The 25,328-nt window shown below is 65.4% G+C and carries 27 protein-coding genes; 12 read left to right on the top strand and 15 right to left on the bottom strand.

Features of this window, described 5'->3' with window-relative positions; genetic code table 11:
* Positions 1-13 precede the first annotated feature (13 nt).
* Genes LH20_RS18615 through LH20_RS18665 form a run of 11 tightly spaced genes read right to left on the bottom strand, consistent with a single transcriptional unit; the run spans position 14 to position 7,755 of the window.
* The gene (locus LH20_RS18615) at positions 14-844 is read right to left on the bottom strand and encodes a flagellin N-terminal helical domain-containing protein (RefSeq protein ID WP_053555517.1); all 831 of its coding nucleotides are present in this window, start codon (positions 842-844) and stop codon (positions 14-16) included.
* 16 nt (positions 845-860) lie between these two features.
* Positions 861-2,192 (bottom strand): flagellar hook-associated protein FlgK, encoded by a 1,332-nt coding sequence (gene flgK / locus LH20_RS18620; protein WP_053555518.1) that lies wholly within the window; start codon positions 2,190-2,192, stop codon positions 861-863.
* Positions 2,189-2,524, bottom strand: a complete 336-nt coding sequence (locus LH20_RS18625) for a rod-binding protein (RefSeq protein ID WP_083455613.1) — start codon at positions 2,522-2,524, stop codon at positions 2,189-2,191. The genes flgK and LH20_RS18625 overlap by 4 nt, the downstream gene beginning before the upstream one ends.
* The gene (locus LH20_RS18630; RefSeq protein WP_053556373.1) at positions 2,524-3,636 is read right to left on the bottom strand and encodes a flagellar basal body P-ring protein FlgI; all 1,113 of its coding nucleotides are present in this window, start codon (positions 3,634-3,636) and stop codon (positions 2,524-2,526) included. The genes LH20_RS18625 and LH20_RS18630 overlap by 1 nt, the downstream gene beginning before the upstream one ends.
* A gap of 20 nt (positions 3,637-3,656) precedes the next feature.
* Positions 3,657-4,316: a flagellar basal body L-ring protein FlgH gene (locus LH20_RS18635; RefSeq protein WP_053555519.1), complete on the bottom strand. Its 660-nt coding sequence runs from the start codon at positions 4,314-4,316 to the stop codon at positions 3,657-3,659.
* Positions 4,297-5,085, bottom strand: a complete 789-nt coding sequence (gene flgG / locus LH20_RS18640) for a flagellar basal-body rod protein FlgG (RefSeq protein ID WP_053555520.1) — start codon at positions 5,083-5,085, stop codon at positions 4,297-4,299. Before flgG ends, LH20_RS18635 begins: the two co-directional genes overlap by 20 nt.
* 11 nt (positions 5,086-5,096) lie before the next feature.
* The gene (locus LH20_RS18645) at positions 5,097-5,840 is read right to left on the bottom strand and encodes a flagellar basal body rod protein FlgF (RefSeq protein ID WP_053555521.1); all 744 of its coding nucleotides are present in this window, start codon (positions 5,838-5,840) and stop codon (positions 5,097-5,099) included.
* Positions 5,841-5,872: 32 nt separating this feature from the next.
* Positions 5,873-6,700: a flagellar hook-basal body complex protein gene (locus tag LH20_RS18650; protein ID WP_053555522.1), complete on the bottom strand. Its 828-nt coding sequence runs from the start codon at positions 6,698-6,700 to the stop codon at positions 5,873-5,875.
* Positions 6,701-6,704: 4 nt separating this feature from the next.
* Positions 6,705-7,010 (bottom strand): flagellar hook assembly protein FlgD, encoded by a 306-nt coding sequence (locus tag LH20_RS18655; RefSeq protein ID WP_053555523.1) that lies wholly within the window; start codon positions 7,008-7,010, stop codon positions 6,705-6,707.
* Between the two features lie 2 nt (positions 7,011-7,012).
* Positions 7,013-7,414, bottom strand: coding sequence for a flagellar basal body rod protein FlgC (gene flgC, locus LH20_RS18660; protein WP_053555524.1), 402 nt, complete (start codon positions 7,412-7,414; stop codon positions 7,013-7,015).
* Between the two features lie 2 nt (positions 7,415-7,416).
* The gene (locus LH20_RS18665; RefSeq protein WP_053555525.1) at positions 7,417-7,755 is read right to left on the bottom strand and encodes a flagellar basal body rod protein FlgB; all 339 of its coding nucleotides are present in this window, start codon (positions 7,753-7,755) and stop codon (positions 7,417-7,419) included.
* 284 nt (positions 7,756-8,039) lie between these two features.
* Between LH20_RS18665 and LH20_RS18670 the strand changes: the two genes are divergently transcribed.
* The 6 genes from LH20_RS18670 (at position 8,040) to LH20_RS18695 (ending at position 13,184) form a co-directional block, all read left to right on the top strand.
* Positions 8,040-8,543, top strand: coding sequence for a flagella basal body P-ring formation protein FlgA (locus LH20_RS18670; RefSeq protein WP_053555526.1), 504 nt, complete (start codon positions 8,040-8,042; stop codon positions 8,541-8,543).
* Between the two features lie 262 nt (positions 8,544-8,805).
* Positions 8,806-9,111 carry a flagellar biosynthesis anti-sigma factor FlgM gene (flgM, locus tag LH20_RS18675; RefSeq protein WP_053555527.1) on the top strand — a complete coding sequence of 102 codons (306 nt, stop codon included), beginning with the start codon at positions 8,806-8,808 and terminating at the stop codon, positions 9,109-9,111.
* Positions 9,111-9,410 carry a hypothetical protein gene (locus tag LH20_RS18680; RefSeq protein WP_235527024.1) on the top strand — a complete coding sequence of 100 codons (300 nt, stop codon included), beginning with the start codon at positions 9,111-9,113 and terminating at the stop codon, positions 9,408-9,410. The genes flgM and LH20_RS18680 overlap by 1 nt, the downstream gene beginning before the upstream one ends.
* A 72-nt stretch (positions 9,411-9,482) precedes the next feature.
* Positions 9,483-10,316, top strand: coding sequence for a transglycosylase SLT domain-containing protein (locus tag LH20_RS18685; RefSeq protein WP_053556374.1), 834 nt, complete (start codon positions 9,483-9,485; stop codon positions 10,314-10,316).
* Entirely contained in the window at positions 10,313-12,436 is a 2,124-nt protein-coding gene (gene flhA / locus LH20_RS18690) for a flagellar biosynthesis protein FlhA (protein ID WP_053555529.1), read from the top strand. The genes LH20_RS18685 and flhA overlap by 4 nt, the downstream gene beginning before the upstream one ends.
* Complete coding sequence (locus LH20_RS18695; protein WP_053555530.1) at positions 12,426-13,184, top strand: sigma-70 family RNA polymerase sigma factor; 759 nt, start codon at positions 12,426-12,428, stop codon at positions 13,182-13,184. Before flhA ends, LH20_RS18695 begins: the two co-directional genes overlap by 11 nt.
* 10 nt (positions 13,185-13,194) lie before the next feature.
* Here LH20_RS18695 and LH20_RS18700 read toward each other — a convergent pair whose 3' ends face one another.
* The gene (locus LH20_RS18700; protein WP_053555531.1) at positions 13,195-13,677 is read right to left on the bottom strand and encodes a winged helix DNA-binding protein; all 483 of its coding nucleotides are present in this window, start codon (positions 13,675-13,677) and stop codon (positions 13,195-13,197) included.
* A gap of 475 nt (positions 13,678-14,152) precedes the next feature.
* Between LH20_RS18700 and mobA the strand changes: the two genes are divergently transcribed.
* The gene (gene mobA, locus LH20_RS18705) at positions 14,153-14,683 is read left to right on the top strand and encodes a molybdenum cofactor guanylyltransferase (protein WP_053556375.1); all 531 of its coding nucleotides are present in this window, start codon (positions 14,153-14,155) and stop codon (positions 14,681-14,683) included.
* Between the two features lie 6 nt (positions 14,684-14,689).
* On the opposite strand, the gene LH20_RS18710 is transcribed toward mobA, so the two are convergent.
* Positions 14,690-15,328, bottom strand: coding sequence for a TetR/AcrR family transcriptional regulator C-terminal domain-containing protein (locus LH20_RS18710; RefSeq protein ID WP_235527026.1), 639 nt, complete (start codon positions 15,326-15,328; stop codon positions 14,690-14,692).
* Between the two features lie 65 nt (positions 15,329-15,393).
* Between LH20_RS18710 and LH20_RS18715 the strand changes: the two genes are divergently transcribed.
* The 3 genes from LH20_RS18715 to LH20_RS18725 are packed head-to-tail and all read left to right on the top strand — an operon-like array spanning position 15,394 to position 19,535.
* Positions 15,394-16,815 (top strand): efflux transporter outer membrane subunit, encoded by a 1,422-nt coding sequence (locus LH20_RS18715; RefSeq protein ID WP_053555533.1) that lies wholly within the window; start codon positions 15,394-15,396, stop codon positions 16,813-16,815.
* Between the two features lie 2 nt (positions 16,816-16,817).
* Positions 16,818-17,984, top strand: coding sequence for an HlyD family secretion protein (locus LH20_RS18720; RefSeq protein WP_053555534.1), 1,167 nt, complete (start codon positions 16,818-16,820; stop codon positions 17,982-17,984).
* A gap of 6 nt (positions 17,985-17,990) precedes the next feature.
* A complete protein-coding gene (locus LH20_RS18725; RefSeq protein WP_053555535.1) occupies positions 17,991-19,535 on the top strand; it encodes a DHA2 family efflux MFS transporter permease subunit in 1,545 nt (514 codons plus the stop codon).
* Between the two features lie 38 nt (positions 19,536-19,573).
* Here LH20_RS18725 and LH20_RS18730 read toward each other — a convergent pair whose 3' ends face one another.
* Positions 19,574-22,033 carry a TonB-dependent receptor gene (locus tag LH20_RS18730; protein WP_053556376.1) on the bottom strand — a complete coding sequence of 820 codons (2,460 nt, stop codon included), beginning with the start codon at positions 22,031-22,033 and terminating at the stop codon, positions 19,574-19,576.
* A gap of 122 nt (positions 22,034-22,155) precedes the next feature.
* On the opposite strand from LH20_RS18730, the gene LH20_RS18735 reads away from it, so the two are divergent.
* The gene (locus tag LH20_RS18735; protein ID WP_053555536.1) at positions 22,156-22,803 is read left to right on the top strand and encodes a TetR family transcriptional regulator; all 648 of its coding nucleotides are present in this window, start codon (positions 22,156-22,158) and stop codon (positions 22,801-22,803) included.
* Between the two features lie 31 nt (positions 22,804-22,834).
* The gene (locus LH20_RS18740) at positions 22,835-23,932 is read left to right on the top strand and encodes an acyl-CoA dehydrogenase family protein (protein ID WP_053555537.1); all 1,098 of its coding nucleotides are present in this window, start codon (positions 22,835-22,837) and stop codon (positions 23,930-23,932) included.
* 137 nt (positions 23,933-24,069) lie between these two features.
* Here the strand turns inward: LH20_RS18740 and LH20_RS18745 are convergent, their stop codons facing one another.
* The gene (locus LH20_RS18745; RefSeq protein WP_053556377.1) at positions 24,070-25,299 is read right to left on the bottom strand and encodes an acyl-CoA dehydrogenase family protein; all 1,230 of its coding nucleotides are present in this window, start codon (positions 25,297-25,299) and stop codon (positions 24,070-24,072) included.
* Between the last annotated feature and the right edge of the window lie 29 nt (positions 25,300-25,328).

The following is a 25,328-nucleotide window of genomic DNA, read 5'->3' on the forward strand; positions in this document are numbered from 1 at the left end:
AAACTTGAGGGCATCAGCCCAAAATATCGAACAAGGTCTGGCGGTTGATCCGTGCAAAGGAGGCCTGGGCCGCCTCGAGCGTCAGATTCGTCGCGTGGAGCTGGGCAATCGCGACCGAGAGGTCGGTATCCTCGATCGTCGAGCGCTCGTCGGCAAGCACGATGTCGCGCGCTGCGAGCCCGTCGCCGATCCGTTCGAGCCGCCCGCCGGCAAGACCGACCGCCGCGCGCTGATCCGCCACATGCGTGATGCTGGCCGCCAGCGTACCGAGCGCGGCGTTGATCGCGCCCATATCCCCCGAAGCGATCGCCGCCGCGGCATCGCGCAGCCCGGTCGAGAGCGGGTTGTCGCCGACAACGAACGCCTCCGCGGCCGAGGGTACCGGCGCGAAGCTGATGTCGGCGTCGAAGCGCACGACCTTCGCAGCGCCCGGGGCAAACAGCGCCTCGCCGTTCGCATCGCGGCTTGCAGCGAGTCCGTCGATCTCGTCGGCAATTCCCGCAAGCTCGGACGCGACGCTGGCGCGGTCCGCAGAGTTCATCGTCCCGCTCGCGGCCGAGAGGGCGAGTTCACGCGCGCGCACGAGCAGATTGCTGACCGAACCCAGCGCAGCATCGGCCTGCGACACCTGCGCGCTCGCGCTTGCAACATTGGCGGCCCAGGTCGTCGCGCTCGCCTGCGCGATCCCGATCGTGGCGATGCGGCGTGCCGCGACGGGATCGTCCGAGGCGCGCTGCAGGCGCTTGCCACTCGACACCTGGATCTGAAGATCGTTGATCCTGTCGGCAAGTTGCGACTGGCGTGCAATTTCGCGCGTCATGCGATTGCCCGTGGCGTTGATCATGGGAGTCGCCTTTCCTTTAGATCGCGTTGAGCAGGGTTTGCATGGTCTCGCGCGCGACCTGGATCGTGCGTGCCGCGGCTGAATAAGCCTGCTGGAAGCGCAGCAGGTCGCCCGCTTCGCGATCGAGATCGATCTCGCTGACGGCCGAGCGAGCGGCGTTTGCAGCATCGGCGCGGGTTGCAGCGGCGGCATCCTGCGCACGCGCCGAGGCCGTTGCCTGTGCCTGCGTGGCGAGGAACCCCGACCATCTGGCCTCGGGGTCGTTCGCTCCCCGCATGGCGCCGAGCGCAAGCATATTACCATTGCTGCCCGCCGCGTCCGCGGCGGCGACCTGATCAGGGGACAGCGCCGTGATGGCGAGGGTCGCGGCCGTGGCGCCGGTGAAGAGCGGCTCGCCGGAATTGCCGTTGGCGTCGATCCCTGCCTGATGCGCGGCGTTGAGCTGCCCCGCAAAATCGACTGCCATCGAGTCGAGTGCGACGCGCTGGTCGGCGACATGATTCGCCGCCTCGCTAAGCCCCGCAAGCGACCCCGTGGCAGTGTCGAGGGTCGCGCCGCCCTCAACGCTGAACGAGAGCCGGCCGTCAGCGCCGGTGGTCACCGCAATCCGGTGCACCTCGCCGCCTCCAACCAAGAGTTCGCCGCTCCCGGAGACGCGCAGCGTCGCCGCGCCGCGGTCGTCGAAACTCACAGAAACCCCGGCGTGGGCCGAGAGGGTGTCGAGCAGCCGGTCGCGTTCGTCGAGCAGGCTCGCCTCACCGGTCGAGCCGGGGCGCGCCTTGCGTAGACCGATATTGATCGCCTCCAGCGCGTCCAGATTGGCATTGAAGGTCTCGACTTCGCTTGCCGCGGCCCCGGCAATGCCGTCTGCCATATTGGAAAGCTGGCCCGCCGCCGTGCGAAAACCCGACGCGATATCGTCGGCGGCCTGCAGGAACTGGCTGCGCAGCGTCCGGTTCGCGGGGTCGGCTGTCAGCTGGTCGGCCGTCGTAAAAAGGCTGGTCAGCCCCGAGGCGATGCCGTTGGTATCATCGCTGAGCGCACTTTCGACCCGGTCCATCCAGGCGAGCCGCGCTGCTGTTCGCTCCGCACCGCCTGAAGAGATTCGCGCATCCTCGATCAGCCAGGCGTCGACCGAGCGACTGATGCCGTTGATGTCGACACCGCCGGGGCGAATGTTCCCTCTGACGAAAGGGGTGTCGCCGCCGGCCACCTGCGCCGCGCGCAATTGCAGCGTGCGCCGCGCATAGCCCGGCGATTGCGCATTGGCGATATTGTCGCCGATCGTCGCAAGCGCGGCCGAATAGGCGCGCAGCCCGCTGGCGCCGATGCCGAGCAGGTCGCTCATTGCACGCTCCCGCCTCGACCGGATGCGCTGCTCGGCGCGACCCGGGCGCGGAACTGCGCCTCGACCATCGAAGCGATTCCGAACTGGCGCATCGACGCGATCGAATCGGCGGTGCGCGCATCGGCCATTTCCCGAAAATTCTCGGTCGCGCTCGACCCGAAGATATCATCTCCAAGCTTCGCCTGGCGCATCGACGCCATCAGCTGGCGGAGAATTACCGCTTCGAAGGCTTCGGCTGCCTTGCGCAGGCCATCCCCGCCGCCACCGGCAAGCTGGGGCGTGGCCGCGGCCGGAACGGCAGATAGCACGGGCTTTGAAATGGAGGTCGTCATCATATGATCACCAGTTCGGCTGTGAGCGCGCCCGCTTGGGACAGCGCTTCGAGAATGGCAACGAGGTCGCCCGGCGGAACGCCCATGCGATTGATCGCATCAACGAGCTCGGCAAGCGAGGCGGTGGGCTTCATCAGGAAGGCGGGGCGGTATTCCTCCGACGCCTGGATGTCGCTCGAGGGCTCGATCGCCGTCTGGCCGCGGCTGAAGGGGGCAGGCTGCACCACCGTCGGCGATTCCTTGATCGACACGGTGAGCTTGCCCTGCGTGACGGCAGCCGTGCCGACGCGGACCGCGCCGTTGATCACGACGGTACCGGTCCGCGCGTTCACAATCACGCGCGCAGGCGGGTCGGCACGCACAACGTCGAGATTCTCGACGAGCGAGACGAGCCGCATGCGGTCGTCCCCGCTGCCGCCGGCGCGGATCGATATGCTCGCGCCGTCGACCATCGTCGCAGCGCCTGGTCCGAGCGCGCCATTGATCGCGTCGGTGACGCGCTTCGCATTGGTTGCGTCGAACTGATGAAGGTTGAAGATCAGCCGGTCGCCATAGGCAAAGCCGGTATCGACCGCGCGCTCGATCGTCGCGCCGTTCGCGATGCGGCCGCTCGAGGGCACGTTGACCGTCAGTTTCGACCCGTCGGACGCGTCGACGCCGAGTCCCCCGATGACGAGGTTGCCCTGTGCCATCGCATAAATCTGTCCGTCGGCACCATAGAGCGGCGCGAGAACGAGCGTCCCGCCGCGCAGGCTCTTTGCCTTGCCGATCGCCGAGACAGTGACGTCGAGCCGTTGACCGGGCTTTGCGAACGCGGGCAGCTCGGCGGTAATCATGACCGCGGCTGCGTTCTTGAGCGCAGGATTGACCCCTGGCGGCAGCGTAAGACCGAAGCGCGAAACTGCGCCCTTCATTCCGAGCGTCGAATAATCGAGGCTGTCGTCGCCCGTGCCCGCAAGCCCGACGACGATGCCGTACCCGGTAAGCTGGTTCGAACGCATGCCCTGGAACTGGCCCATATCCTTGATCCGCGCCGCCGAGGCGGGGGCGGTCAGGCCGAGGCCCGCGACGAGGAGGGCAAGAAGGAAGAGAAGGATGGAACGCTGGGTCACAATATCGGTCCTCGAAAGCGTCAGAAGGGGCTGATGATGGAGAAGAAGCGCTGCAGCCATCCCTGGCGGCTGGCACGAGCGATCTCACCCTTGCCGACGTACCGGATGTTGGCATCGGCGACGCGCGTCGAAGCGACCCGATTATCGGGGCCGATATCGATCGCGCGGATCAGTCCCGAGATCTGGACACGTTCATCGCCGCGGTTGAGAGTGAGCAGCTTCTCGCCCTTCACCAGCATCGTGCCATTCGGATAGACTTCGGCTATCGTCACGCTGATCTCGCCAGCAAGCTGGTTCGACTGCGAGGCTTCGCCCTTCCCCTTGAATTGGTTGCTGCCACCCATGCCGATGTCGCTGGGCGAGAAAAGCGAGAGGGGGCCTGTGCTCGGCGGGGTGAGACCAAGGCTGCCCCCGCGCTGCGTACCAGCCGCATTGCTTTTCGATGCAACGGTGCGCTCGACGAGCTGGATGGTGACAATGTCGCCGACCCGCCCGGCGCGGCCGCCCGAGGTGAGCGCGACATAGCCCCCCTGGAAGATCGCCCCGTTCGGCGGCGGCGGCGCCGCTGGAGCTGGCGCGGTCGCTGCGAAGGCGTCCTCGGGGATCTTGTCCTTGGCGCCTGCACCATGCGGCGCGGCGGCGAGCGCGAGGATCAGCGCGCTAGAGAGTCTGCGTCGCATTTTTCATCATCTCGTCAGTGGCCTGGATCATCTTCGAATTGACCTCATAGGCGCGCTGGGTCTCGATCATGTCGACGAGCTCCTCGACGACGTTGACATTCGATCCCTCGAGCATCCCGCCGCGCAGGAAGCCGCGCCCTTCCTCGCCGGCGGCGCCGACCTGCGGCGCACCCGAGGCGGCGGTCTCGACGAGCAGATTGTCGCCGATCGCCTGCATGCCCGAAGGATTGGCAAAGCGTGCAAGCTCGATACGGCCAAGTTCGACCGCGTCGCCCTGACCCGGCACCATCGCCGAAACGGTACCGTCGGTGCCGACCGAAATTGCGGTTGCATCCTCGGGAACCTGGATCTGCGGGATCAGCGGCTTGCCGTCCGACGTCACGATCGTCCCGTCGGGCGCGCGGTTGAAGTTGCCCGCCCGGGTGTAACCGATACGCCCGTCGGGCATCTGGACCTGAAAGAAGCCCGCGCCGTCGATCGCCATGTCGAGCGCATTTCCGGTCGTGGCGAAGCTGCCCTGCGTGTCGACGCGCGACGTGCCGGCGAGTTCGACGCCCGTGCCGAGGTTGAGGCCCGTTGCATAGCGGTTGTCGGCCGCCGAGGTCGCGCCTGGCTGGGTCATCATCTGATACGACAGGGTTTCGAAATTGGCGCGATCGCGCTTGAAGCCAGTCGTATTCACGTTGGCGAGGTTGTTCGCGATCACCTGCATCCGGAAGCTCTGGGCATCCAGTCCGGTTCGCGCGACATGTAGGGCACCGAAGCTCATTCATTGTCTCCTTAACGGGGAAGCTGCATCAGATTGGCGGTCGCGCTATCCATGTCGCGCGCGTCACTGATCAGCTTGAGCTGTGAATCCCAGCTCTTGCTCGCCTCGATCATCTCGACGAGCGCAGTCGTCGCGGTGACGTTCGAGCCTTCAAGCGAGCCCGTGACGAGCCGCGCTTCGGGATCGTCGGGCAGGATGCCGCCGTTCCGCACGCGAAACAGCCCGTCGAGGCCCTTGACGATGTCCGAGCCTGCGGGGCTCGCGATACGCAGCCGGTCGACCTGCTGCGGATTTTCAGGATCGCCGCCCGCGGGCACGACCCAGACGCGCCCCTCTTCGTCGATCTTGACCGCATCGGCGGCGGGAATCGTGATCGGCCCCTGCGCCCCCTGAACCGGGTGGCCGTCGCCGGTGGCGAGAAGGCCCGACGCCCCGATCATCAGATCGCCGCGCCGCGTATAGCTCTCTTCGCCGTTCGGCGCCTGGACGACCAGCATCGCGTCGCCGCGCAGCGCGACGTCGAGATCGCGCCCGGTCGCGGCGATCGTGCCGGCACGCATGTCGGCGCCGACCACTTCTTCCGACGACACCGCGCGCCCGCCGATCCCGCTGCCCTGCAACCAGATCGTCTGCGCCTCCGCGATTTCGCCGCGAAAGCCCGGCGTGTTGACGTTGGCAAGATTGTTGGCGATCGCCGTCTGCCGGGCCATGCTGCCCCGCATCGCGGTAAGGCTGGTATAGATGACGCGGTCCATGATCGGGCTCCGGGCAGACGGCTAGATGCCGGTCAATTCATGTTGATGACGGTCTTGGTCAGCGCCGAGGCGCCTTCGATCGCCTTCGCGTTGGCCTGGAAATTGCGCTGCGCGGCGATCAGCATCACCAGCTCCTCGGTGATATCGACGTTCGACCGCTCGATGGCGCCCGAGCGCACCGCGCCCATCGAGCCGCTGCCCGGCGAATCGATCACCGGCTGGCCGCTTTCGCCCGTCGACTGCCAGTGCGCGTCGCCAATGGGACGCAGCCCTTCGGTGGCCGGAAAGGACGCCATTGCGACCTTGCCCAGCGTCTGTTCCGATCCGTCGGCGAAGGTCGCGGTGACGAGGCCGTCGGTCCCAACCGAAACGTTGACCAGCGCGGCATCGGGATTGTCGGGCGATGCCTTCGGAATCACCAGGTCATAGGCAGCGCCGAGGGTGCGGTCGGTAACATTGCCGTCGGCGTCAACCGGCAGCAGCTGCAGCGTCGATCCGATCGTGTCGACGACGCGCCCATCCTCGAGCGGCGTAAAGGCGCCGTTGCGCGAATAGGTGACCGCGTTCGAGGGGGGTGCACCCTTGACGACGAAAAAGCCCTCACCCACGATCGCCATGTCGAGGGTCTTCTCGCTCGTTTCGTACGAGCCCTGCGTGAACTGCTGGGTAATGCCGTTGAGGCGCGTGCCCTGTCCCGCGACGGTCCGGGTCGACTGGTTCGGCGAGGAGGCAAAAATGTCGCCGAACTGGGCAGCGCTGCGCTTGAAACCGATCGAGCCGGCATTGGCGATATTGTTCGAGATGACCGACATTTCGGTCTGGGCGCCCTTGAGGCCCGAAAGCGACGTATAGAATGACATGGTCTTATCCTTCCTGGGTGGATGCGGGGGCCGGCGCGGCCGGGGTATTTGCGCGAATTTCCTCGAGCAGCGCGGTCTGCGCCCGAAGCTGGTCGGAAATCTGCTGAAGCGTCGCATTGGTCTCCGAAATGCCCGCGAGGCTGGAGAATTGCGCCATCTGCGCGACCATCTGCTGGTTATCGACCGGGTTGAACGGGTCCTGCTGCGAAAGCTGCGCGGTCATCAGGCGCAGGAAATCGCTCTGCCCCATCTGCTGCACGCTCGTGGTCGTCGGTGCGGGCGAGCCGCCGGTTATCGCGTTTATTGCCATGATTATTGCCCCAACCGCAGCGTTTCGTTGATCAGGCTCTTTGCGGTGTCGAGGACCTGAACATTGTTCTGATACTGGCGCGAGGTTTCGACCATCTCGACCAGCTCGGCAGCGCTATCGACCGCGGCTTCCCAGACGTTTCCCTCGGCATCGGCAAGCGGATTGTCGGGATCGTGCCGCTTCGATGGCGCCATCTTCGACGTCACCACCTGGTCGACCGCAACGGTTGCGCGGCCAGCCCCGTCCATCACGGTGCGAAACACGGGCTTCATCGAGCGATAGGCGCCTGCCTCGCTGCCCGCGACGGTACCGGCGTTGGCCAGGTTCGAGGCGGTGGTGTTGAGGCGGACGAGCTGCGCGGACATGGCGCGGCCGCTGATGTCGAAGATCGAGAGGTTCGCCATCGTCACTCTCCCTTGAGCGCGCGCGTCAATGTGCCGATGCGTCCCTGCAGAAAGGCGAGGCTGGAGCGATAGGCGAGCGCATTTTCAGCAAAGGCTGTCTGTTCGGTCGCCATTTCGACCGTATTGCCGTCGAGCGATGACTGGACCGGGACGCGATACTGGATCGCGGCCTCGGTCGATGCCCCATCCTGCGCAAGATCGAGCGCTTTCGCAAAATCGAGGTCGCGGGCCTTGTAATTGGGCGTGGCGGCATTGGCGATGTTCGAGGCGAGCATCATCATGCGCTGGTTGCGCAGCTGGAGCGCCGTCGCATGCAGGCCGAAGAGCTTTTCGGATGCCATTGTCCATTCCTTCCTTTCGCCGCTGCTTGCGGCCGGCGGCTGCCGGCGCGAGGCACGCGGAAAAATCACGGGGGACGTTATGCAATCGCCATGCCAAATTGGCTTAGCGACGGATTTCTTTGCCTTTCCGGCCGGCGCGAGGGGGTCCTTGCAACGCCCCCACACGCCCTCGTCAAAAGATTGACAATGCCCGTTCCGCGACCTCGTCCGCCCCGCCGGAAACCGGGATTGGCACGCATCCTGCAACCCTCTCGGCGACCATTTGGGCCACAGGAGATGAAACCATGACAATCCGGCTCTTTGCCGGCCTTGCCGCTATTGCGCTCTGCATTCCTGCCGCGCATGCCCAGCAAGCCATGGAGGACTGGCAGGCGATCGACGCGCAAACCGCGACGGTTGCCGCTGCGATGGGACGCACGGCCGCCCCGATCGACCGCCGCATCAAACTTCAGCGTTGCCCCGAAAAAGCCTCGATCACTGCGATCGACGCGCAGACGCTCGCTGTCCGCTGCGCCTCGCTCGGCTGGCGCGTGCGCGTTGCGATGATGGGCGGCGCGGGTGGCGCGCCCGGGTTCGCCCCCGCAAGCTATGCGAAACCCGCCGCCCCGGTGATCCGCCGCGGCGACAATGTCCGCGTCTCGATCGAGAGTGAAAATTTCGCCATCCACTATAGCGCCGTTGCGGCGGAAGACGGCCGCGTTGGCGAGACGATCGCGCTAAGGGGCGATGGCAATCGCAGCCTGAGCGCGACGGTCACTGGTCCTGGCCGCGCCTTGCTCCAGGATTGAGACCGTATCGCGTTCCCCGCAATAGCGCCGTGCGATCTTGCTCAACTGCCAAGGCTGCAGCCTTTGCTTGGAGAGAAAATGGGCCGCTCGCGGCGCTCCTCTCCCCGGGAAGAGCCGGCAGGTGTGACTGTCGGCTTTCCGACGCCTCCATTTTGCCGCCAAAATTTTCAGCGCCGACCGCTTAATCGCCGCGCTGGACCGCCGTTAAACCCCATCATAGGCGTCCGTCGCTTTTCGGACGGCGCAAGGATGGAGGCCCAGCATGGCGGGTGACAGCAAGATCGGACCGCAGGTTGCAGGCGTGATGCGCCCCGCGGCCGTGCGCAAGATCGGCGCCGGATCGGCGGGCGCCGCGCGCACTGCCCCCGTGATGCCGCCAGCCAGCGAAACCGAACCCGTCGGCCGATTGGTCGGCCTGACCCGCGCAATCATCGAGGAGGGTCCGCCGCTCGACACGGCGCGCGTCGCGAGCCTGCGTACCGCGATCGCGTCGGGAAGCTACCGCGTCGACGCTGATGCCACGGCGCGCGCGATGCTCGACTTTTACCGGGGAAGCCCCGCATGCTGATGCACATCGACGAAATGCACGTGCGGCTCGGCGCGCTCGTCGGCGCGCTCGATGGGCAGGACCCCGGGGCGATCATCGCCGCATCCGAAGCGCTCGCAACCGCTGTCATTCTGTTCCGCAGCGCACCCATCCCGGCGGGCAGCGAAGGGGAGGCACGCGTGCTGATTGCAGACGTGCTGAAGCAACTCGAAGCCGCGGCGATCCGCGTCAACCTTCTCAAGGACTGGACCCGTCAGCGGATTGACAGAAACCATGCGCTGCGCGGGTCGGCACCCCGCGGCATGGCACTAAGATACTGAAAACCAGCTATTAAATTAATCATTCAAGAAGTGGCACGATAATTGCTTTTGGTTTCGCGAACCAGCGGAACCATGCAAATGATGTCGATCAATCCTCTCGTGCCCCAGGCCTCCGGCGCCAACAGCGTGTTGGCGGCGGTGCAGGATGCGTCGTCGCGTACGGGCATCGACTTTGACTATCTGATCGATGTCGCGCGCGTCGAAAGCCGCTTCAACCCAACGGCGCAGGCACCAACCTCGTCCGCGCGCGGCCTGTTTCAGTTCACCCGTCAGACCTGGCTTGCGACGCTGCAGCGTCACGGCACGGCGCACGGACTTGGCTGGGCCGCCGACGCGATCGGCCGCGACGCATCGGGCCGGTTATCGGTCGCAGACCCGGCGCTGCGCGCACAGATTCTCGCGCTTCGCGACGATCCCGGCGCGGCCTCGAGCATGGCGGCGGCGCTGACCGCCGATAATCGGGCCGCGCTCGAAAGTCGCTTCGGCCGCGCGATGGAACCGGTCGATCTTTACCTCGCGCATTTTCTCGGCAGCAGCGGTGCGACCCGCTTCCTCTCGGCATGGGAGGCAAACCCCGATCAGCCCGGCGCTGCGATGCTGCCCGAGGCGGCGGCGGCGAACCGCTCGATATTCTACGCCGCCGACGGCAGCATGCGCAGCCTCGGCGAAATCCGCGCGCGCTTTGCCGCGAAGCTTTCCGAGGACGGTGACACAATCGACCTCGCTCCCTACCAGCCCGCCGCCCCAAGCCGCTGGCACGCCCAGACGGCGAGCGCCGCCGCTGCGGGTGGCGGCGCTCGCCCACCGCTCCAGATGATGGAAATACAGCCGATGCCAAAGAAACTGTCGATGGGCTTTGCCGCCCAGGCCTATCAGCGGCTCGCGTCGCTGGGAGGCGCGGCATGACGCCCTCGCTCGCCCTCCGTCAGATTGGCCGCGTCGCCGGGGCCGCCGCACTGCCCGTGGGGATGCTGATCCTGGTCGCGCTGATGGTGATCCCGGTTTCGCCGACGATTCTCGATATCAGCTTCATCGGCAACATCATGATCAGCCTCGCGATCCTCATGGTCGCCCTCTCGGCGTCGAAACCGCTCGACTTTTCGGCCTTTCCGACCGTGCTTCTCCTCGCGACGCTTTTCCGCCTTGCGCTCAATGTCGCCTCGACGCGCGTCGTCCTCGTCCACGGTCACGAGGGCACCGCGTCCGCGGGCCATGTCATCGAGGCGTTCGGCCAGGTGCTGATCGGCGGCGACTATGTCGTGGGTCTGTTCGTCTTTGTCGTGCTGATGATCATCAACCTCGTCGTTATCACCAAGGGCGCCGGGCGCGTGTCCGAAGTGTCGGCGCGTTTCACGCTCGATGCGCTGCCGGGGAAGCAGATGGCGATCGACGCCGACCTCAACGCCGGCCTGCTGACCCCTGAGGAAGCAAAGGCGCGGCGCCAGGAAGTCGCCACCGAGGCCGACTTCTATGGCTCGATGGACGGTGCCTCGAAATTCGTGAAGGGCGACGCGGTCGCTGGCCTCTTGATTCTGTTCGTCAACATCGTGGGCGGGCTGATTCTCGGGATGGCGAGCCACGGCCTCTCCTTCTCCCAGGCCGGGAGCACCTACGTGACGCTCGCGATCGGCGACGCGCTCGTCGCGCAGATCCCCGCGCTGCTGCTGTCGATCGCCGCGGCTGCGATCGTCACCCGGGTCAATTCTCCGCTCGATCTCTCGGGCCAGATCGGCAGCCAGTTCGCCTCCCCCCAGGTGTGGATGGCGGTGGGCGGCATTCTCTTTATCCTTGGCCTTGTCCCGGCGATGCCGCAGATGCTGATCCTGCCCGCGGCTGCGCTCGCGCTCGCGCTGGGTTGGCAGATGCGGCGGGCGGCCGCCGTCGCGGACGCTGCTCCGCCGCCCGCCCTTCCCGCAGCCGATCCGCACCATATCGAATGGGCCGACGTCAGCGAGGCGAGCCCGTGCCAGCTCGAAATCGGCTATGCACTCGTCGCGCTGGTCGACGAACGCAAAGGCGCGCCGCTGATGGGACGCATCACCGGCATTCGCAAGCAACTGTCGAAGGAACTCGGTTTCGTCATCCCTGCGGTCAAGGTCGCGGACGATCTGTCGCTGCCCGGCAATGCCTATCGTATCTCGGTCGCCGGAGTGATCGTCGGTGAGGACGAAATATTCCCGAACGAACTGCTCGCACTCGACTCCGGCGATCTCGTCACCCAGGTCAGCGGACGTCCGTGCAAGGACCCGACCTTCGGTCTTGACGCGTTGTGGATTCCCAAGAGCAGCCAGAATGACGCGATCGCCGCAGGCTACACCGTCGTCGATCCCGCGACCGTGGTGGCCACACATCTCAACAACAGCATCATCGCCTCGGCGTCCGAACTGTTCGGGCTCGACGATGCGCAGGCGCTGATCGATCATTTGAAGCTCCACTATCCGCAGCTCGCGCAGAATCTCAGCCCGCAAAGCTATGCGCTGCCGCGCGTCGCGGGACTTTGCCGGGCCCTGCTCGAGGAGCGGGTGCCGTTGCGCGATTTCCGCAAGATCGCCGAGGCGATGGTGACGCTTGCAGGGCAACAGCTCGGCGACGTCGAACTGGTCGAGGCGGTGCGCCAGCGCATCGGTGCGCTGATCATCCAGACAATCGTGCCCGCGCGCATGCCGCTTCCCGTCGTCACCTTCAACCCCGAGGTCGAGATGCTGCTCAACCAGGCGGTGCGCGCCAATCCGGGCGCCGAGTGGCCGTTCGAACATGGCATGGCCATGAAGATTCTTGGCGAGATCGGGCAGGCAGTCGAACCCTTGCTGCTCTCGACGCGCAGCTTTGCGCTCGTCGCCTCACCGATCTGCCGCTCGGCCCTGTCGCGGCTCGTGCGCGCGACTTTCCCCGATGTCGCGGTGATCTCCTACCTCGAGATTCCGGCGAACAAGGCCACCGAAATCGTCGCGACGATCGGCGCCGAGCCCGCGCGCCTGGGCCATGACGACGCCGATGAGATGAAGGATGAACCTCATGAGATTTGAGCCCTCCGAACAATTCGGCGCGGGGGCTGCCGCCCTTCACGCCGCGCAGGCCCTGAAGACGCACGGCTATGGTGAGAGCGTCGAGTCGCTGGTCGAGGAATATGCGCCGCTGGTGCGCAAGATCGCGTGGCAGATTTTCTCGCGCGTGGCGCGCACGAACGAGCTCGACGACCTGATCCAGATCGGCCTGATCGCGCTGATCGAGGCGAGCCGTCATTATGAAGAACGCGGATACGCCTTTGCCACCTATGCCTCGACTCGGATTCGCGGCGCGATGATCGACCAGCTACGGCGCGAAGCCGACGTGGGTCGCTCGGCGATTGCGGCAGGCAAGCGGCTGCAATCGGTGCGCCGCATGCTTGAGCAGCAGCTGATGCGCGCGCCGACCACCGCCGAAATGGCGGAAGCCTTCGCCATGTCGGCAGAGGAATATTTCGCTTTCGAACGGAACGCGACCCACGGCCGCTCGACCTCGCTCGACGACTTGACGGAGGGCGGTGCCTTTCTGATCGCCGACGAAGCGAATGCGAGCGAGACCTGCGAGCAGGAGAGCACGCTCGCAGCGCTGCGAGCGTGCATCACCGCGCTTCCCGAACGCGAGCAGCTTGTACTTCAGCTCTATTTCTTCGAGGAGCTCAATCTGCAGGAGATCGGCGTCACCCTCGACGTCAGTGCGGCGCGCGTGTGCCAGATCAAGCGCGACGCCATGACGCGCATCGAAGCCATGATGCGCGCGATGACCGAATGAAGATGTGCGGTTATGCCGCGCGACGCTGCCGATCGAGCCAGGCGTTGGTTACAGCATCAAAAAAGGCCGTCATCCGCGAGACGCCCTCGTCGGTCAGCCGCACGATCGAGCGTCGGCGATCCCTCTCGTCAAGCGTACGCTGGACATAGCCTTGTTGCTCGAGAGCCGCGATCATGCGGAGACCTGAGGACAGGGGAACCTCGGCGCCCGTCGCGAGGTCGCTTGCGCTGAGCTGGCGCCCGTGGACGCGCGCGAGCATGAGGTCGAGCATCATGTCCCAGTTCGCCCCCGCCATTTGAGCCCCAGGAAAATGGCCTCGGCGCAGTCGCCGCATCTCTATGTTGAACGCGATCCGTTCGACCATGTCGGGGGGTGTGGGGATAGCCCCGGAATCGCGCTCGGCCGGCGCCGCGGTGCGGCTGACAAGCAACTGCTGGATTTGGTCGATCCGCGACTTGATCTCGGAAATCTCGAGATTCGAAAATTGCTGCATATAAGACCCCTCAGGCGCGTTGGATTCCGCTCCAGCGCCGCCCCCATTGCCCCACCGAACGCGATCCATAGAGGATAACGCGCCCAATTGTGAAAGAAATATGCATCAAGATGAATGCATAACTTCAATCCAATATTTTTCACCCTCAGTCCTGAGAAGCATCTCACGATCGTGAGATCTGCCGGTCGGTGATCGATAGGCGCAGAAATGCTATGGCCGAAACGCGGCCAGGCCGCGATCGCGAGGCGCCCTCCTTTCGTTCGATCGGCGCGGCGTGAACGCGCCAGAGACTATTGTGAGGATCGCCCGGGCCTGCGGCACCGGCTATCGGGACCAAGGCAGGTGCAAACATGATTCGGATGCGAAGAATGCCAATTGCAAGGCTAATGGTCAGCGCGCAATCGCGGCAGCAAGGCAGGACCGGGCAAACGACTTTGCGCGGCGAGGCCCTGTCTTTCGCAATGGCCCGGCTCGCGTGACGCGCCTTGCCGCGATCCTCGCCGGCGGACAATCGCGCCGCTTTGGCAGCGACAAGGCGCTCGCGGTCTGGGAGGGACAGCCGCTGATCGTCCATGCCGCGGCCGTCCTCGCGCGGCATAGCGACGAGGTGATCGTCTGCGGCCGCAGCCACAGTCCCTTGACGCTGCCCCATCTGCGCGACCGTCCGGCGCCGGGACTGGGCCCGCTCGGCGGCCTCTGCGCTGCGCTTCACTACGCTGCCGAGGCCGGACATGACGCCGTGCTGTCGCTGGGCTGTGACATGCCGCGACTTGATGCCAGGCTGCTCGATCGTCTCTGTCGTCCAGGTCCTGGCCGCTACTTGGTCGAAGCGCCCATCATCGGCTGCTGGCCCGCGGCGCTCGCTGGGCCCCTGGCGGACTATCTGCTCGAGGGCCGCGATCGGGCCGTGTGGCGCTGGGCAGCCCAGGCAGGAATGGAAGGCATCGAAGCAGGCGTGCCGCTCGCCAACCTCAACACGCCGGCCGACCTTTCAGCGCTGCGGTGAAGCTGATCAGCGTTCCGGTCCCCAGGCGCGATAGAAGGTGTCGAGCGCCGCGTCGATCTCGGCCTCGATCCGGTCGCTGCCGATGCGGCGCGCCTCGGCGAGGTTGAGCAGCGTAAACTGGAAGAGTCCCGACTGGCAAAGCCCGGCGAGGTGATAGACCGCTTGCAGTGGATCCCCGCGACGCAGCTCGCCGCGGTCCATTTTCGCGGTGATCCACACAGCGAGCCGCGCCTTTCCGCGTCGGGGGCCCCGATCATAGAAGGTCTGGGCCAAATGGGGGAAGCGGCGCGCCTCGCCAATGACAAGCTGGTAGAGCGCGAGCAGCGGGTCGGAGGTCAGCGTCGTGACGAGCACCCTGCAAAAGCGGCGAAGAACGGGAAGCACATCTTCGTCGACCGGCAATTCGACCTGAAGCGCCGCGCCATAATATTGGACGATATCATCGACAACCGCCTCGAACAGCGCCTCCTTTGAGGGGAAGTAGGTCCACAATGTTGTCTTCGACCCACCGACCTTTCCCGCGATCGACGACATGGTGGTCCCCGCGTAGCCGTTCGCAAAGAATGCCTCGCGGGCCGCATCGACAAAGGCCTTGCGCCGCGCCGCGGTCGCATCGTCGCTTGAAACCGTACTGACTGGTATCATTTTGATTGACAACCCCACTCCTGCCGTTAATGGGCGCATGATACCAGCTAGTATCGTTGGATGCCATGCCTCGTTTCATTTTGACGACAACCGCGCTTTTCGGCCTGCTGGCAGGCTGCTCAGCGCCCGACCTCGGCCCCAGGCCGGTACCGGCGGCGCCCGAGTCGCTCGCATCCGATGCGTCCTTTGCCGATGCAGCGGGCGTGTGGCCCGTCGAGGACTGGTGGCAAGAATGGGGCGATAGCCAGCTCGACACGCTGATCGCCGAAGGGCTCGCGGGTTCGCCCGACATCGCAGCAGCAGCCGCGCGCGTTCGCGCCGCCGATGCGCTCGCGCAGCAGGCGGGCGCCGCGCTCATGCCGCGCCTCGGCGCCGAAGCGAGCGCCGGGGGCGTCCAGCAGAGCAAGACGATGGGTATTCCGCCGCAGTTTGTCCCCGACGGCATTCAGGATACTGGTCACGTCGCTGCGACCTTTTCCTTTGATCTCGACCTTTGGGGCCGGAACCGGGCCGCGCTTGCCGCCGCAACCTCCGAGGCCGAAGCGGCGCGCGTCGATGCGGCGCAGGCACGCCTGATCCTGACGACCGGCGTCGCCGCGGCCTACGCCGATCTTGCAGGACAATATGCAGCGCTCGACGTCGCGCGCGAGGCGCTGCGCGTGCGCAGTGCGAGCGCGCAGCTGTCCGCCAACCGCACGCGCGCAGGGCTCGACAATCAGGCAAGCGCCAGCCAGGCCGACAGCCGCGTCGCTTCGGCGCGCGCCGACATTGCTGCGCTGGAGGAAGCGATCGCGCTGACCCGCAACCGGATCGCCGCGCTCGTTGGCGCTGGACCCGACCGCGGCCGGACGATCGACCGCCCGAAGCTCGCCGCCCCCACGGTCGACTTGCCCGCAGGGGCCGGGATCGAGCTGATCGGGCGGCGTCCCGATATCGTCGCGGCGCGGCTCCGCGCCGAAGCCGCGGCGAAGCGTATCGATGTTGCACGCGCCGATTTCTACCCGAATATCAGCCTTTCGGCGCTCGTCGGCTTTCAATCGCTCGGGCTCGGCAACCTGTTCGCCGCGGGATCCAAATATGGCAGCGGCGGTGCCGCGATCACGCTGCCGATCTTCGAGGGCGGGCGTATCGAGGGTCGCTACCGCGGTGCGCGCGCCGACTATGACGCCGCCGTTGCACGTTATGACGGCACGCTTGTCGCGGCACTGCGCGACGTTGCCGACATCGTCGCGAGCCGGGCCGCGACAGCGCAGCAGCTTGCCGACCGCCGGGCCGCGCTCGCGGCCGCCGCGACCGCCGCCAATCTCGCCGGACTTCGCTATCGCGCGGGTCTCGACAATCAGCTCGTCCAGCTGACCGCTGAGGATAGCATGGTTGCGCTGAGCCGTTCGGTCGCCGACCTCGAAGCGCGCCAGCGGACACTCGACATCGCCCTCATCCGCGCCCTTGGCGGCGGCTACCGGGCCCCGACCGCTACAGGAGAATGACGATGGCCGACGACACGGCTACGGACGCAGCCGCTCCCCTCCCTGAAGTCAGTGAACATGACGAGGCGAAGGAAGCGAGGCTGGCGAAGCGCAAGAAGCTGCTCCGCATCCTCGCCATCGCCGTCGTCACGATCGCGGCGCTATGGGGTCTGTGGTACTTTCTGACCCAGGCCGGCCGCGTCTCTACGGACAACGCCTATGTCGGCGCCGACAGCGCGACGGTGACGGCCCTCGTCTCCGGACCGGTCAAAGAGGTCCGCGTCAGCGGCACCCAGACGGTACGTAAGGGCGACATCCTCGTCATTCTCGACGACGCGGACCAGCGCATCGCGCTAGCCGATGCCGAAGCCACGCTGCGACAAGCGCGCCAGCGTTACGGTCAAGCCGACGCGACGGCTGACGCTGCGCGTTCGCGGGTCGCAGCGCGCGGCGCGGAAATCGCACAGGCGCGGGCACGGCTGCGCGACGCCGAGGCGACCGTCGAGCGTGCTCGCGCTGAACTGGCGCGGCGCGAGAGCATAGCCGGGACCGGAGCGGTATCGAGCGAAGAACTGACCGCGGCGCGTGCGGCTCTAAAGCAGGCTCAGGCGGCCCGCGACCTCGCAGCCGCGGGCGTCACCTCGGCGCAGGCGACGCGCGGTTCCGCCGCGGGCGACCTCGGTGCAGCGGAGGCGGTCGTGCGCGGCACGACGATCGACACCGCCCCGGACGTCGCGGCGGCACAGGCGCGCGTTGAAAAGGCTCAGCTCGACCTTGCGCGGACCGTGATCCGGGCGCCGGTGGATGGCATCGTCACGAACAAGCAAGTGCAGGTCGGCCAGCGGATCGCCGCGGGTGCGCCGATCATGGTGATCGTGCCGATCGACGCCGCCTATGTCGACGCCAATTACAAGGAAAGCCAGTTCAAGAAGATCCGGCTCGGCCAACCGGTCGAACTGACCTCTGATTATTATGGCGGCGACGTTGTCTATCACGGCAAGGTCGTTGGGATCGCCGGCGGAACCGGCGCAGCCTTCTCCCTTATCCCGGCCCAGAATGCGACGGGAAACTGGGTGAAGGTGGTGCAACGTCTGCCGGTGCGCATTGCGCTCGATCCCAAGGAACTGAAGGCGCATCCGCTGCGCGTCGGCCTGTCGATGGAAGCAACCATCGACACGCGCGGCCGGTAACACACAATGGCCAGCACCGCCGCCCCGACCCTCCCGGCGGAGCCGCAACCGCTCTCGGGCGTACGGCTGATCGCCGCGGCCGTCGCGCTTGCGCTCGCCAATTTCGTCGTGGTGCTCGACACGACCATTGCCAATGTATCGGTGCCGCACATCGCGGGGGGTCTTGCGGTGTCGCCGACGCAGGGAACCTGGGTGATAACGAGCTATGCCGTCGCCGATGCCATCAGTGTCCCGCTTACCGGCTGGCTCGCCGCGCGCTTTGGCACGGTTCGCTGGTTCCTGATCTCGATCGCAGGCTTCGGCCTCTTCTCCTTCCTCTGCGGCGTGTCGCGCACGCTCGATGCGCTGATTCTGTTCCGCGTCCTCCAGGGCCTGTCAGGCGGACCGCTGATGCCGCTATCGCAAATCCTGCTTCTGCGTATCTTTCCCAAAGAGAAGGCCGGGGTCGGCCTTGCCATCTGGGCCATGACCACGACCACGGCGCCGATTCTCGGGCCGATCCTGGGCGGCGTGATCAGCGACAATTGGAGCTGGCCGTGGATCTTCTTCATCAACCTCCCCGTCGTCGCAGTCTGTGCCTTCGGTGTTGGCAGCATGCTCGGCGGGTTCGAGACCAAGCGGGTCAAGGCGCGCATCGATACCATTGGGCTCATCCTCCTCGTCCTCTCGGTCGGTGCCTTTCAGATCATGCTCGACACCGGGCGCGAGCATGACTGGTTTGGCTCGACCTGGATCGTCGGCCTCGCGATCGTGGCCGCGATCAGCTTCATCGCCTTTGTCATCTGGGAACTGACCGACGCCAATCCGGTCGTCGATCTGCGCGTCTTCCGCTTCCGCGGTTTCAGCTTCGCGACGATCGCCATATCACTCGGTTTCGGCGCTTTTTTTGCGCAGGTCGTGCTGACCCCTTTGTGGCTGCAGCAGGTCGCAGGCTATACCGCGACCGACACCGGCTTCGTCGTCGCCTGGCTCGGGGTATTTGCCGTGCTTCTGTCACCTGTTGCGGCGGGGTCGATCGGCAGGATCGACATTCGCATAACGATCAGTGCCGGCATATTGTGGATGGCTTTCATCTCGACCCTGCGCGCGGGTTGGACCGCCGATGTCGATTACTGGACGCTCGCCTGGCCGCACATATTGCAAGGGATTGGGATGCCCTTTTTCTTCGTTGGGCTGACCGCGCTTGCGCTATCGAGCGTGCCGATGAAGGACCAGACCAGTGCGGCGGGGCTGATGAGCTTTCTGCGCACCCTGAGCGGCGCGATCGGCACCGCTATCGCGACCACCGCTTGGGACGATTCGACCGCCAGCGCGCGTGCGCAGCTCGTTGCCACCATGAACGATGCCGGCGGCGCGATGGACCAGCTCCAGCAGGCGGGGCTGACGCTCGAACAGGCACGCGCCGCAGTCACCCGCATGGTCGAGGTCCAGGCCTCGACGCTGGGGGTCCTTCATCTCTTCCTCGCCGCAGGAGTGGTCTTCCTCATCGCCGCGGCCGCCGTATGGTGTGCGCCGCGTCCCAAGCAGATATCGATGGGTGCTGCACATTAAGGCTTGGAAGCGGACGGATACTGCCCGCCCCGAAGCGTTCAGAAGTTGAATTTCGCCGTCACGCCGTAACTCGGGCTGCGGCCCGGGAAGCGTACGGCCGTGTTCGCATTGGTCGCCGCCGACATCCAGTAATAGGTGTCGGTGATATTCTTGCCCCAGATCGACACGTCCCATTTTCGGTCCTGGCTGTAGAGGCCGAGGCTGGCGTTGAGAATGCCATAGCCCTTGATCTGGAGGGGTTCGAAATCCTCGATCGTGCTGCCCGTCCTCGACTGGTAGCGGCCGTTGAGGATCGCGCGGATCCCGAGCCTGTCGCCGACCGGTGCGTCATAGGTGAGCGTCGCCGCACCTGAGAATTTGGGGCTGTAAGGGAAGGCGAAACCGCCGAAGTCGAACGGCTGGCCAGCCGCGTTGATCCCGACATAGCCCTGGATTTCGGTCTTGAGCCAGGTCGCTGCCACGCTGAGGTTCAGGCTGTCGGTCACATCGATGCTGAGATCGCCGTCGAGGCCATAGGCGCGCGACTTTGGGATGTTATCGAGCCGAAGCAGCGTCGTGTAGATCGGGTCGGCGAAATAGACTGCAAGCTGCTTGTCGCGATAATCATAATAGAAGGCCGCGAGATTGAGGTGCATGCGCCGGTCGGCAAGGCCAAGCTTGGTGCCGACTTCATAGGCCGTGAGCTGTTCCTGACGCGCCGGGCGGTTCTGCGTCGCGATATTGGCCGCGTTGACCGGGGTCGAGCCCGATTTGTAGCCCCGCGATACCGAGGCGTAGAGCAGCGCATCGTCCCCCGCATCCCAGGTCAGCGCGCCGCGCCACGCGACATTATCCTCTTTCAGCGTCGAGGTGACCGCGCCGAAACGACCGGTGTCGACATCGAAGGTGTTGCACTGGTTCGCAGCAATGGGTGGCGTGAAGACGCCGTAGACCTGGAAGAAGAAAGCGCGGTTGAACAGGTTGACGTTGGGCAGCATCGAATCGCCAATCGAGCGCGAGCATCCTTCATATTCCTGCCGGTCCTTCGTGTAGCGAATGCCCGTGGTGAGCTTCAGCGTTTCGCTGAGCTGCCAGTCGGCGCTTGCGAACAGGCTCCACGTTTCGGTGTCGAACGCCGCCTGATCGCGATAGGTGCGGAAGGATTGCGCAACGTCGAGAGCAGTGTAGCCGGGCGCGTTGAACGGTGTGTTCAAGAGGTCGAGCTGGAGAATCAACGCGCGGATCGCGCCGACATTGGCATTCTGGCCGAGAAGCGTCTGGTTGGTGTCGGAGAGCGTGTCATTGGCGTAATAGCCGCCGATCACCCAGTCGGCGGGACCCGTCGATCCCTGGAAGCGGAGTTCCTGGGAGATACTCTCGATGCGGCCTTCGGCGTGCTGGATGAGGATCTCGTAGGGGGCGCCGCTCCAGTCATATTTGGCGTTGCGCTTCACGCGGTTGTAGCCGGTGAGCGAAATGAAACTCAGATCGTCGGTGAGATCGAACTGGATGAGCCCGCGCAATCCGACGAAATCGCTGTCCTCCTTCAAGGGGCCGTCGATGCCGGGGCCGATGCCGATATCCCCGCCCCGCACCGAGCGCGGCGCCCAGTCGGCACTGTTCGAATCCCAGCGGGCTGCGTTGTCCGCGACAAATTGCGGCAGGCCGGGTGCATTGAAGAGGCTGAAAATGGTACCGCTGGCGGGGTTGGTGTTGGGCGTGAAGCCCACCGCCTGCCCCGCGAGGGTGTCGGACTTGTTGACCCACACATTCGCCCCGATCTCGATCTTCATGCCGTCGGTGGGTTCGGCGGTGACCGTCAGCCGCCCGCCATAGCGATGCACCTCGCCCAGCTTTTCGTCCCGCGAAATGCTGTGCTGCCACCCCTCCCAACTGTCCTCGGTGCGGAATGCGAAGCGCGCCGCGACCGCGTCGCCGAGCGGGATGTTGAGGAAGGCTTCGCTGTTGAGCGTTTGCTGGCTGCCGCCCTCGACCGTGACGCCGCCGGAAAACTCGCCGAACTTTGGCTTGGCTGTAATGAAGTTCACGAGGCCGCCGGTGGTGTTGCGTCCATAGAGCGTGCCTTGCGGTCCTTTGAGCACCTCGACGCGTTCAAGGTCGTAGACCGGGCCGCTGTTCATGAAGGGATAGGCGAGTGCGACTTCGTCCTGATAGGTTCCAACAGTCGACGTCGCCGACAGGTTGATCGTGTTGAAGCCGATCCCGCGCAGCGTATAGATGGGAATCCCCTGATAACCGCGCGAGACGTTGAGGCTGGGCACCACGGCCTGAAGATCCTCGGTCGAGGTCACGCGCAGATTTTCGAGCGTGTCGCCTGAGAAGGCCTGGATCGCGAGGCCAATGTCGTTGATCGCCTCGGCGCGGCGCTGCGCGGTCACGACGATCACTCCGTCGTCCGCGGTCACCGCCTCGTTTCTTTCCGCATCCTGCGCCTGGGCGGGCGCCGTCGCAAGCGCTGCAATCCCGATTCCCGCCAACAGAAGCGACCGTCCCGTCATGCCCATCAAACCCTCCCATTTACGATTCTTATCAGACGTGATAGTTATCATTGCTGATAGATATTGCAACAGCAATTGCAATTTCGGGCGAGGGATGGTCTTTCGAGCCCCAAGGAGCTGAGATGGCAAGCGCAAGCGAGAAAACCGAAAGCCGGACGCGCGGATCGATCCGAGAAGCCCTGCTCGATGCGGCGAGCGCCCTGATGCGCGAGCAGGACAAGATCGACGTCGGCATCGTCGACATCGCGGCGCGCGCGGGCGTGAATCACGGGATGATCCGCTATTATTTCGGCGACAAGGAAGGGATGCTCGCCGCCCTGCTCGACCGCGACGTCATGCGGGCGATCCGCCAGCTCGACGCCCTGTTCCGGCTGAACGTGACCGCGACCGAACGCATGCGCATTCACCTCGAGGGCATCCTCGATACCTATTACCGCATTCCCTACCTGAACCGACTGATCCAATATATGGTCCGTGACGCCGAGCCCGAACGGGTGCGGCACATTGGCGACGAGCTGCTAAAGAAGATCGCAGGCGCACAGGCACGCATCATCGAGGAGGGCATCGCCGCCGGCGAGTTTCGCAAGGTCGACCCCAAACTCTTCTACTTCAATACGATCGGTGCGGCCGACGGCCTCTACTCGAACCGGCTGACGCTGCAGGTGGTGTTCGAGGGCAAGCCCCACGCCGACGATGACTTGCACGCCCGCTACCGGAAACACACCGTCGAGACGCTGCTGGCCGGACTGGTGAAGGATTATCAGGCTTGATAATTTATCCCTCTGTCCGCATAGGCGGGGGATGGATCTGGAATTTAGTGAGGAAGAGCGACTGCTGCGCGATTCGCTCGCGCGCTTTCTGACGCAGCGGTTTCCCTTCGAGAAGCGGCGGGGCTTGCGCGGCGCCGAGGCGCAGCTCGCTGCGTGGCGCGAAATCGACGCAGCCATCGGGGTCGGGGCCGCCCCGCTTCCCGAACATGTCGGCGGCTTCGGCGGCGGACGCGTCGCAGCGATGATCGTCGCCGAGGAACTGGGCGCGGCGCTTGCCGTCACACCCTTCATCGACTGCCATGTCCTGTCGGCGACGCTGCTGCTTGCGCTGGGCGAGGATGCGCGCGCGAGAGCGATCGCGCGCGGCGACGCGCTGGTGATCACCGCAATCGAAGAACCGCAAACCCGCGGCGACATTGCCGCAACCCGTGCGCGCGCCATGGCTGCGCCGGGCGGCTGGGCGCTCATCGGCCGGAAGATCGCGGTCCCCTTCGCCGCCGAGGCGAGCGACATCTTGCTTCCCGCACGCGACGAGGGCGGGCAGCTGCGCATCTTTCAGCTTCGCCCGGCGTCCCTGTGCGACAAGCTCCACGCGTATCGGGCGATCGACGATGCACCCGCCGCCGACCTGCTCCTCGACGGGGTGCGGGTCGATACGGCGAGCGAGATCGGACGCGGGCGCGACGCCGAGGCGGCGCTACATGCCGCGGTCGAGGCCGCGGTTGCCGCGCTGTGCGCCGAGGCCGCGGGGCTCGCGCGGGTTCTCCTCGACGATACGCTTGCCTATACCCGCCAGCGCCGACAGTTCGGACAGCCACTCTCGAGCTTCCAGGCGCTCCAGCACCGCATGGTTGACATGCTGCTGCTGCGCGAGGAGATCTCGGCAGCCGCGCTGCTTGCGGCCCTGAAGCCTCGCGACGCGCGCGCGAGTGCCGGGGCCAAGGCGACCGTGAATGAAGCGATCCGCAAGATCGCACAGGAAGCGGTACAGCTGCATGGCGCGATGGGGATGACCGAAGAGCTGCGCGTCGGCCATTATTTCAAGCGCGCGACCGCCATCGAACAGCGGCTGGGGACGAGCGATGCGCATGTCGCACGCTATGCAGCGGCGATGCAGCGCGCGGGCTGACGTCCGACGCGGGCGCGAGGAGCGGCGCAGGATGGAGGGCAGTGCGCCATGGTTGCGACAATCCGAAGAGACCGCAACTTTCTCTCGAGAGGGCAAGTCCTCAAATTTCACAGTCTCGCTCGTCGAGAGAGGCGCCGTCAGAGGCCGAGCACGGCCTTTGCAAGAATGTTGCGCTGAATTTCATTCGATCCGGCGTAGATCGACCCCGCGCGCTCGTTGAAATAGCGCAGCGGCGCAATGGCCTGCCAGGGCGCGCCGGTCAGATGGCCGTCCGCGGGCGGGACATGCGAGGGCACAGCGGCGCCCGGATGGCCCGCATGCGGCTGAAAGGCCGTACCCGCAGGACCCGCAGCCTCATAGTCCAGCTCGGTGATATGCTGCGCGAGTTCGGTCGCCATGATCTTCAGCAGCGACGCCATCACTCCGACGCTTTTCCCTTGTCCCGCCGAGGACAGAAGGCGCAGCTCGATCATCTCCAATATATCGACGCGGATGCGCGCGCGGGCAATCTTGTGTGCAAAGACAGGATCGTCGCCCAGCATCCCTTCGCCTGCGGGGGTTTGGGCGGCGCGGCGTGCGAGCGCGTCGACCCGCATTGCGAGCCCCGGCGCATGCGCCGACCCGCCGCGTTCGAACTCGAGCAGATATTTGGCAACGGTCCAGCCACGATCCACCGCGCCAATCACATTGGCCTTCGATGACCGGGCGTTATCGAAAAAGACCTCGGCCTGGATCGTTTCTCCCGAGATCATCGTCAGCGGGCGAACCGTGACCCCGGGCTGATCCATTGGGACGAGCAGAAAAGTTATCCCCTGCTGCGGCCGCTCGCCTTTCGAGGTTCGGACGAGGCAGAAGATCCAGTTGGCCTCCTCTGCGTGCGTGGTCCAGATTTTCGATCCGTTGAGGACGAAATCGTCTCCGTCGGCGACTGCGCTCATCTGAAGGGCCGCAAGATCGGACCCCGCGCCCGGCTCTGAATAGCCCTGGCAGAAGAAGATTTCGCCCGACAGGATGCGCGGCAGGAACCGGTTCTTCTGCTCCTCGGTCCCAAAGGCCGCGATGACATGGGCGACCATGTGGATCCCCATCGGCGAGAGCGGGGGCGCGCCGGAGCGGGCGCGTTCGCGCGCCCATAGGTAGAATTGAGCCGCGCTCCAGTCGCGCCCGCCATGCTCGGGTAGCCAGTGCGGCGCTGCGAGACCATGCGCATGGAGTTTCGACTGCCAGGCCATCGACACGCCATGATCGGCATAGACGCTGGTCATACCCGCCGCGCCGGCGCGCAGCTCCGCCGTCAGTTCGCGCTCGAGCAAGGCCCGCATCTCGCGCGCGAATTCGGCTTCGGCATCGCTCCACTCGAGGTTCATCATTCCACCCGTTGCCATTAATTATCACA

It is taken from the genome of Sphingopyxis sp. 113P3, from assembly GCF_001278035.1.
Lineage (GTDB): Bacteria > Pseudomonadota > Alphaproteobacteria > Sphingomonadales > Sphingomonadaceae > Sphingopyxis.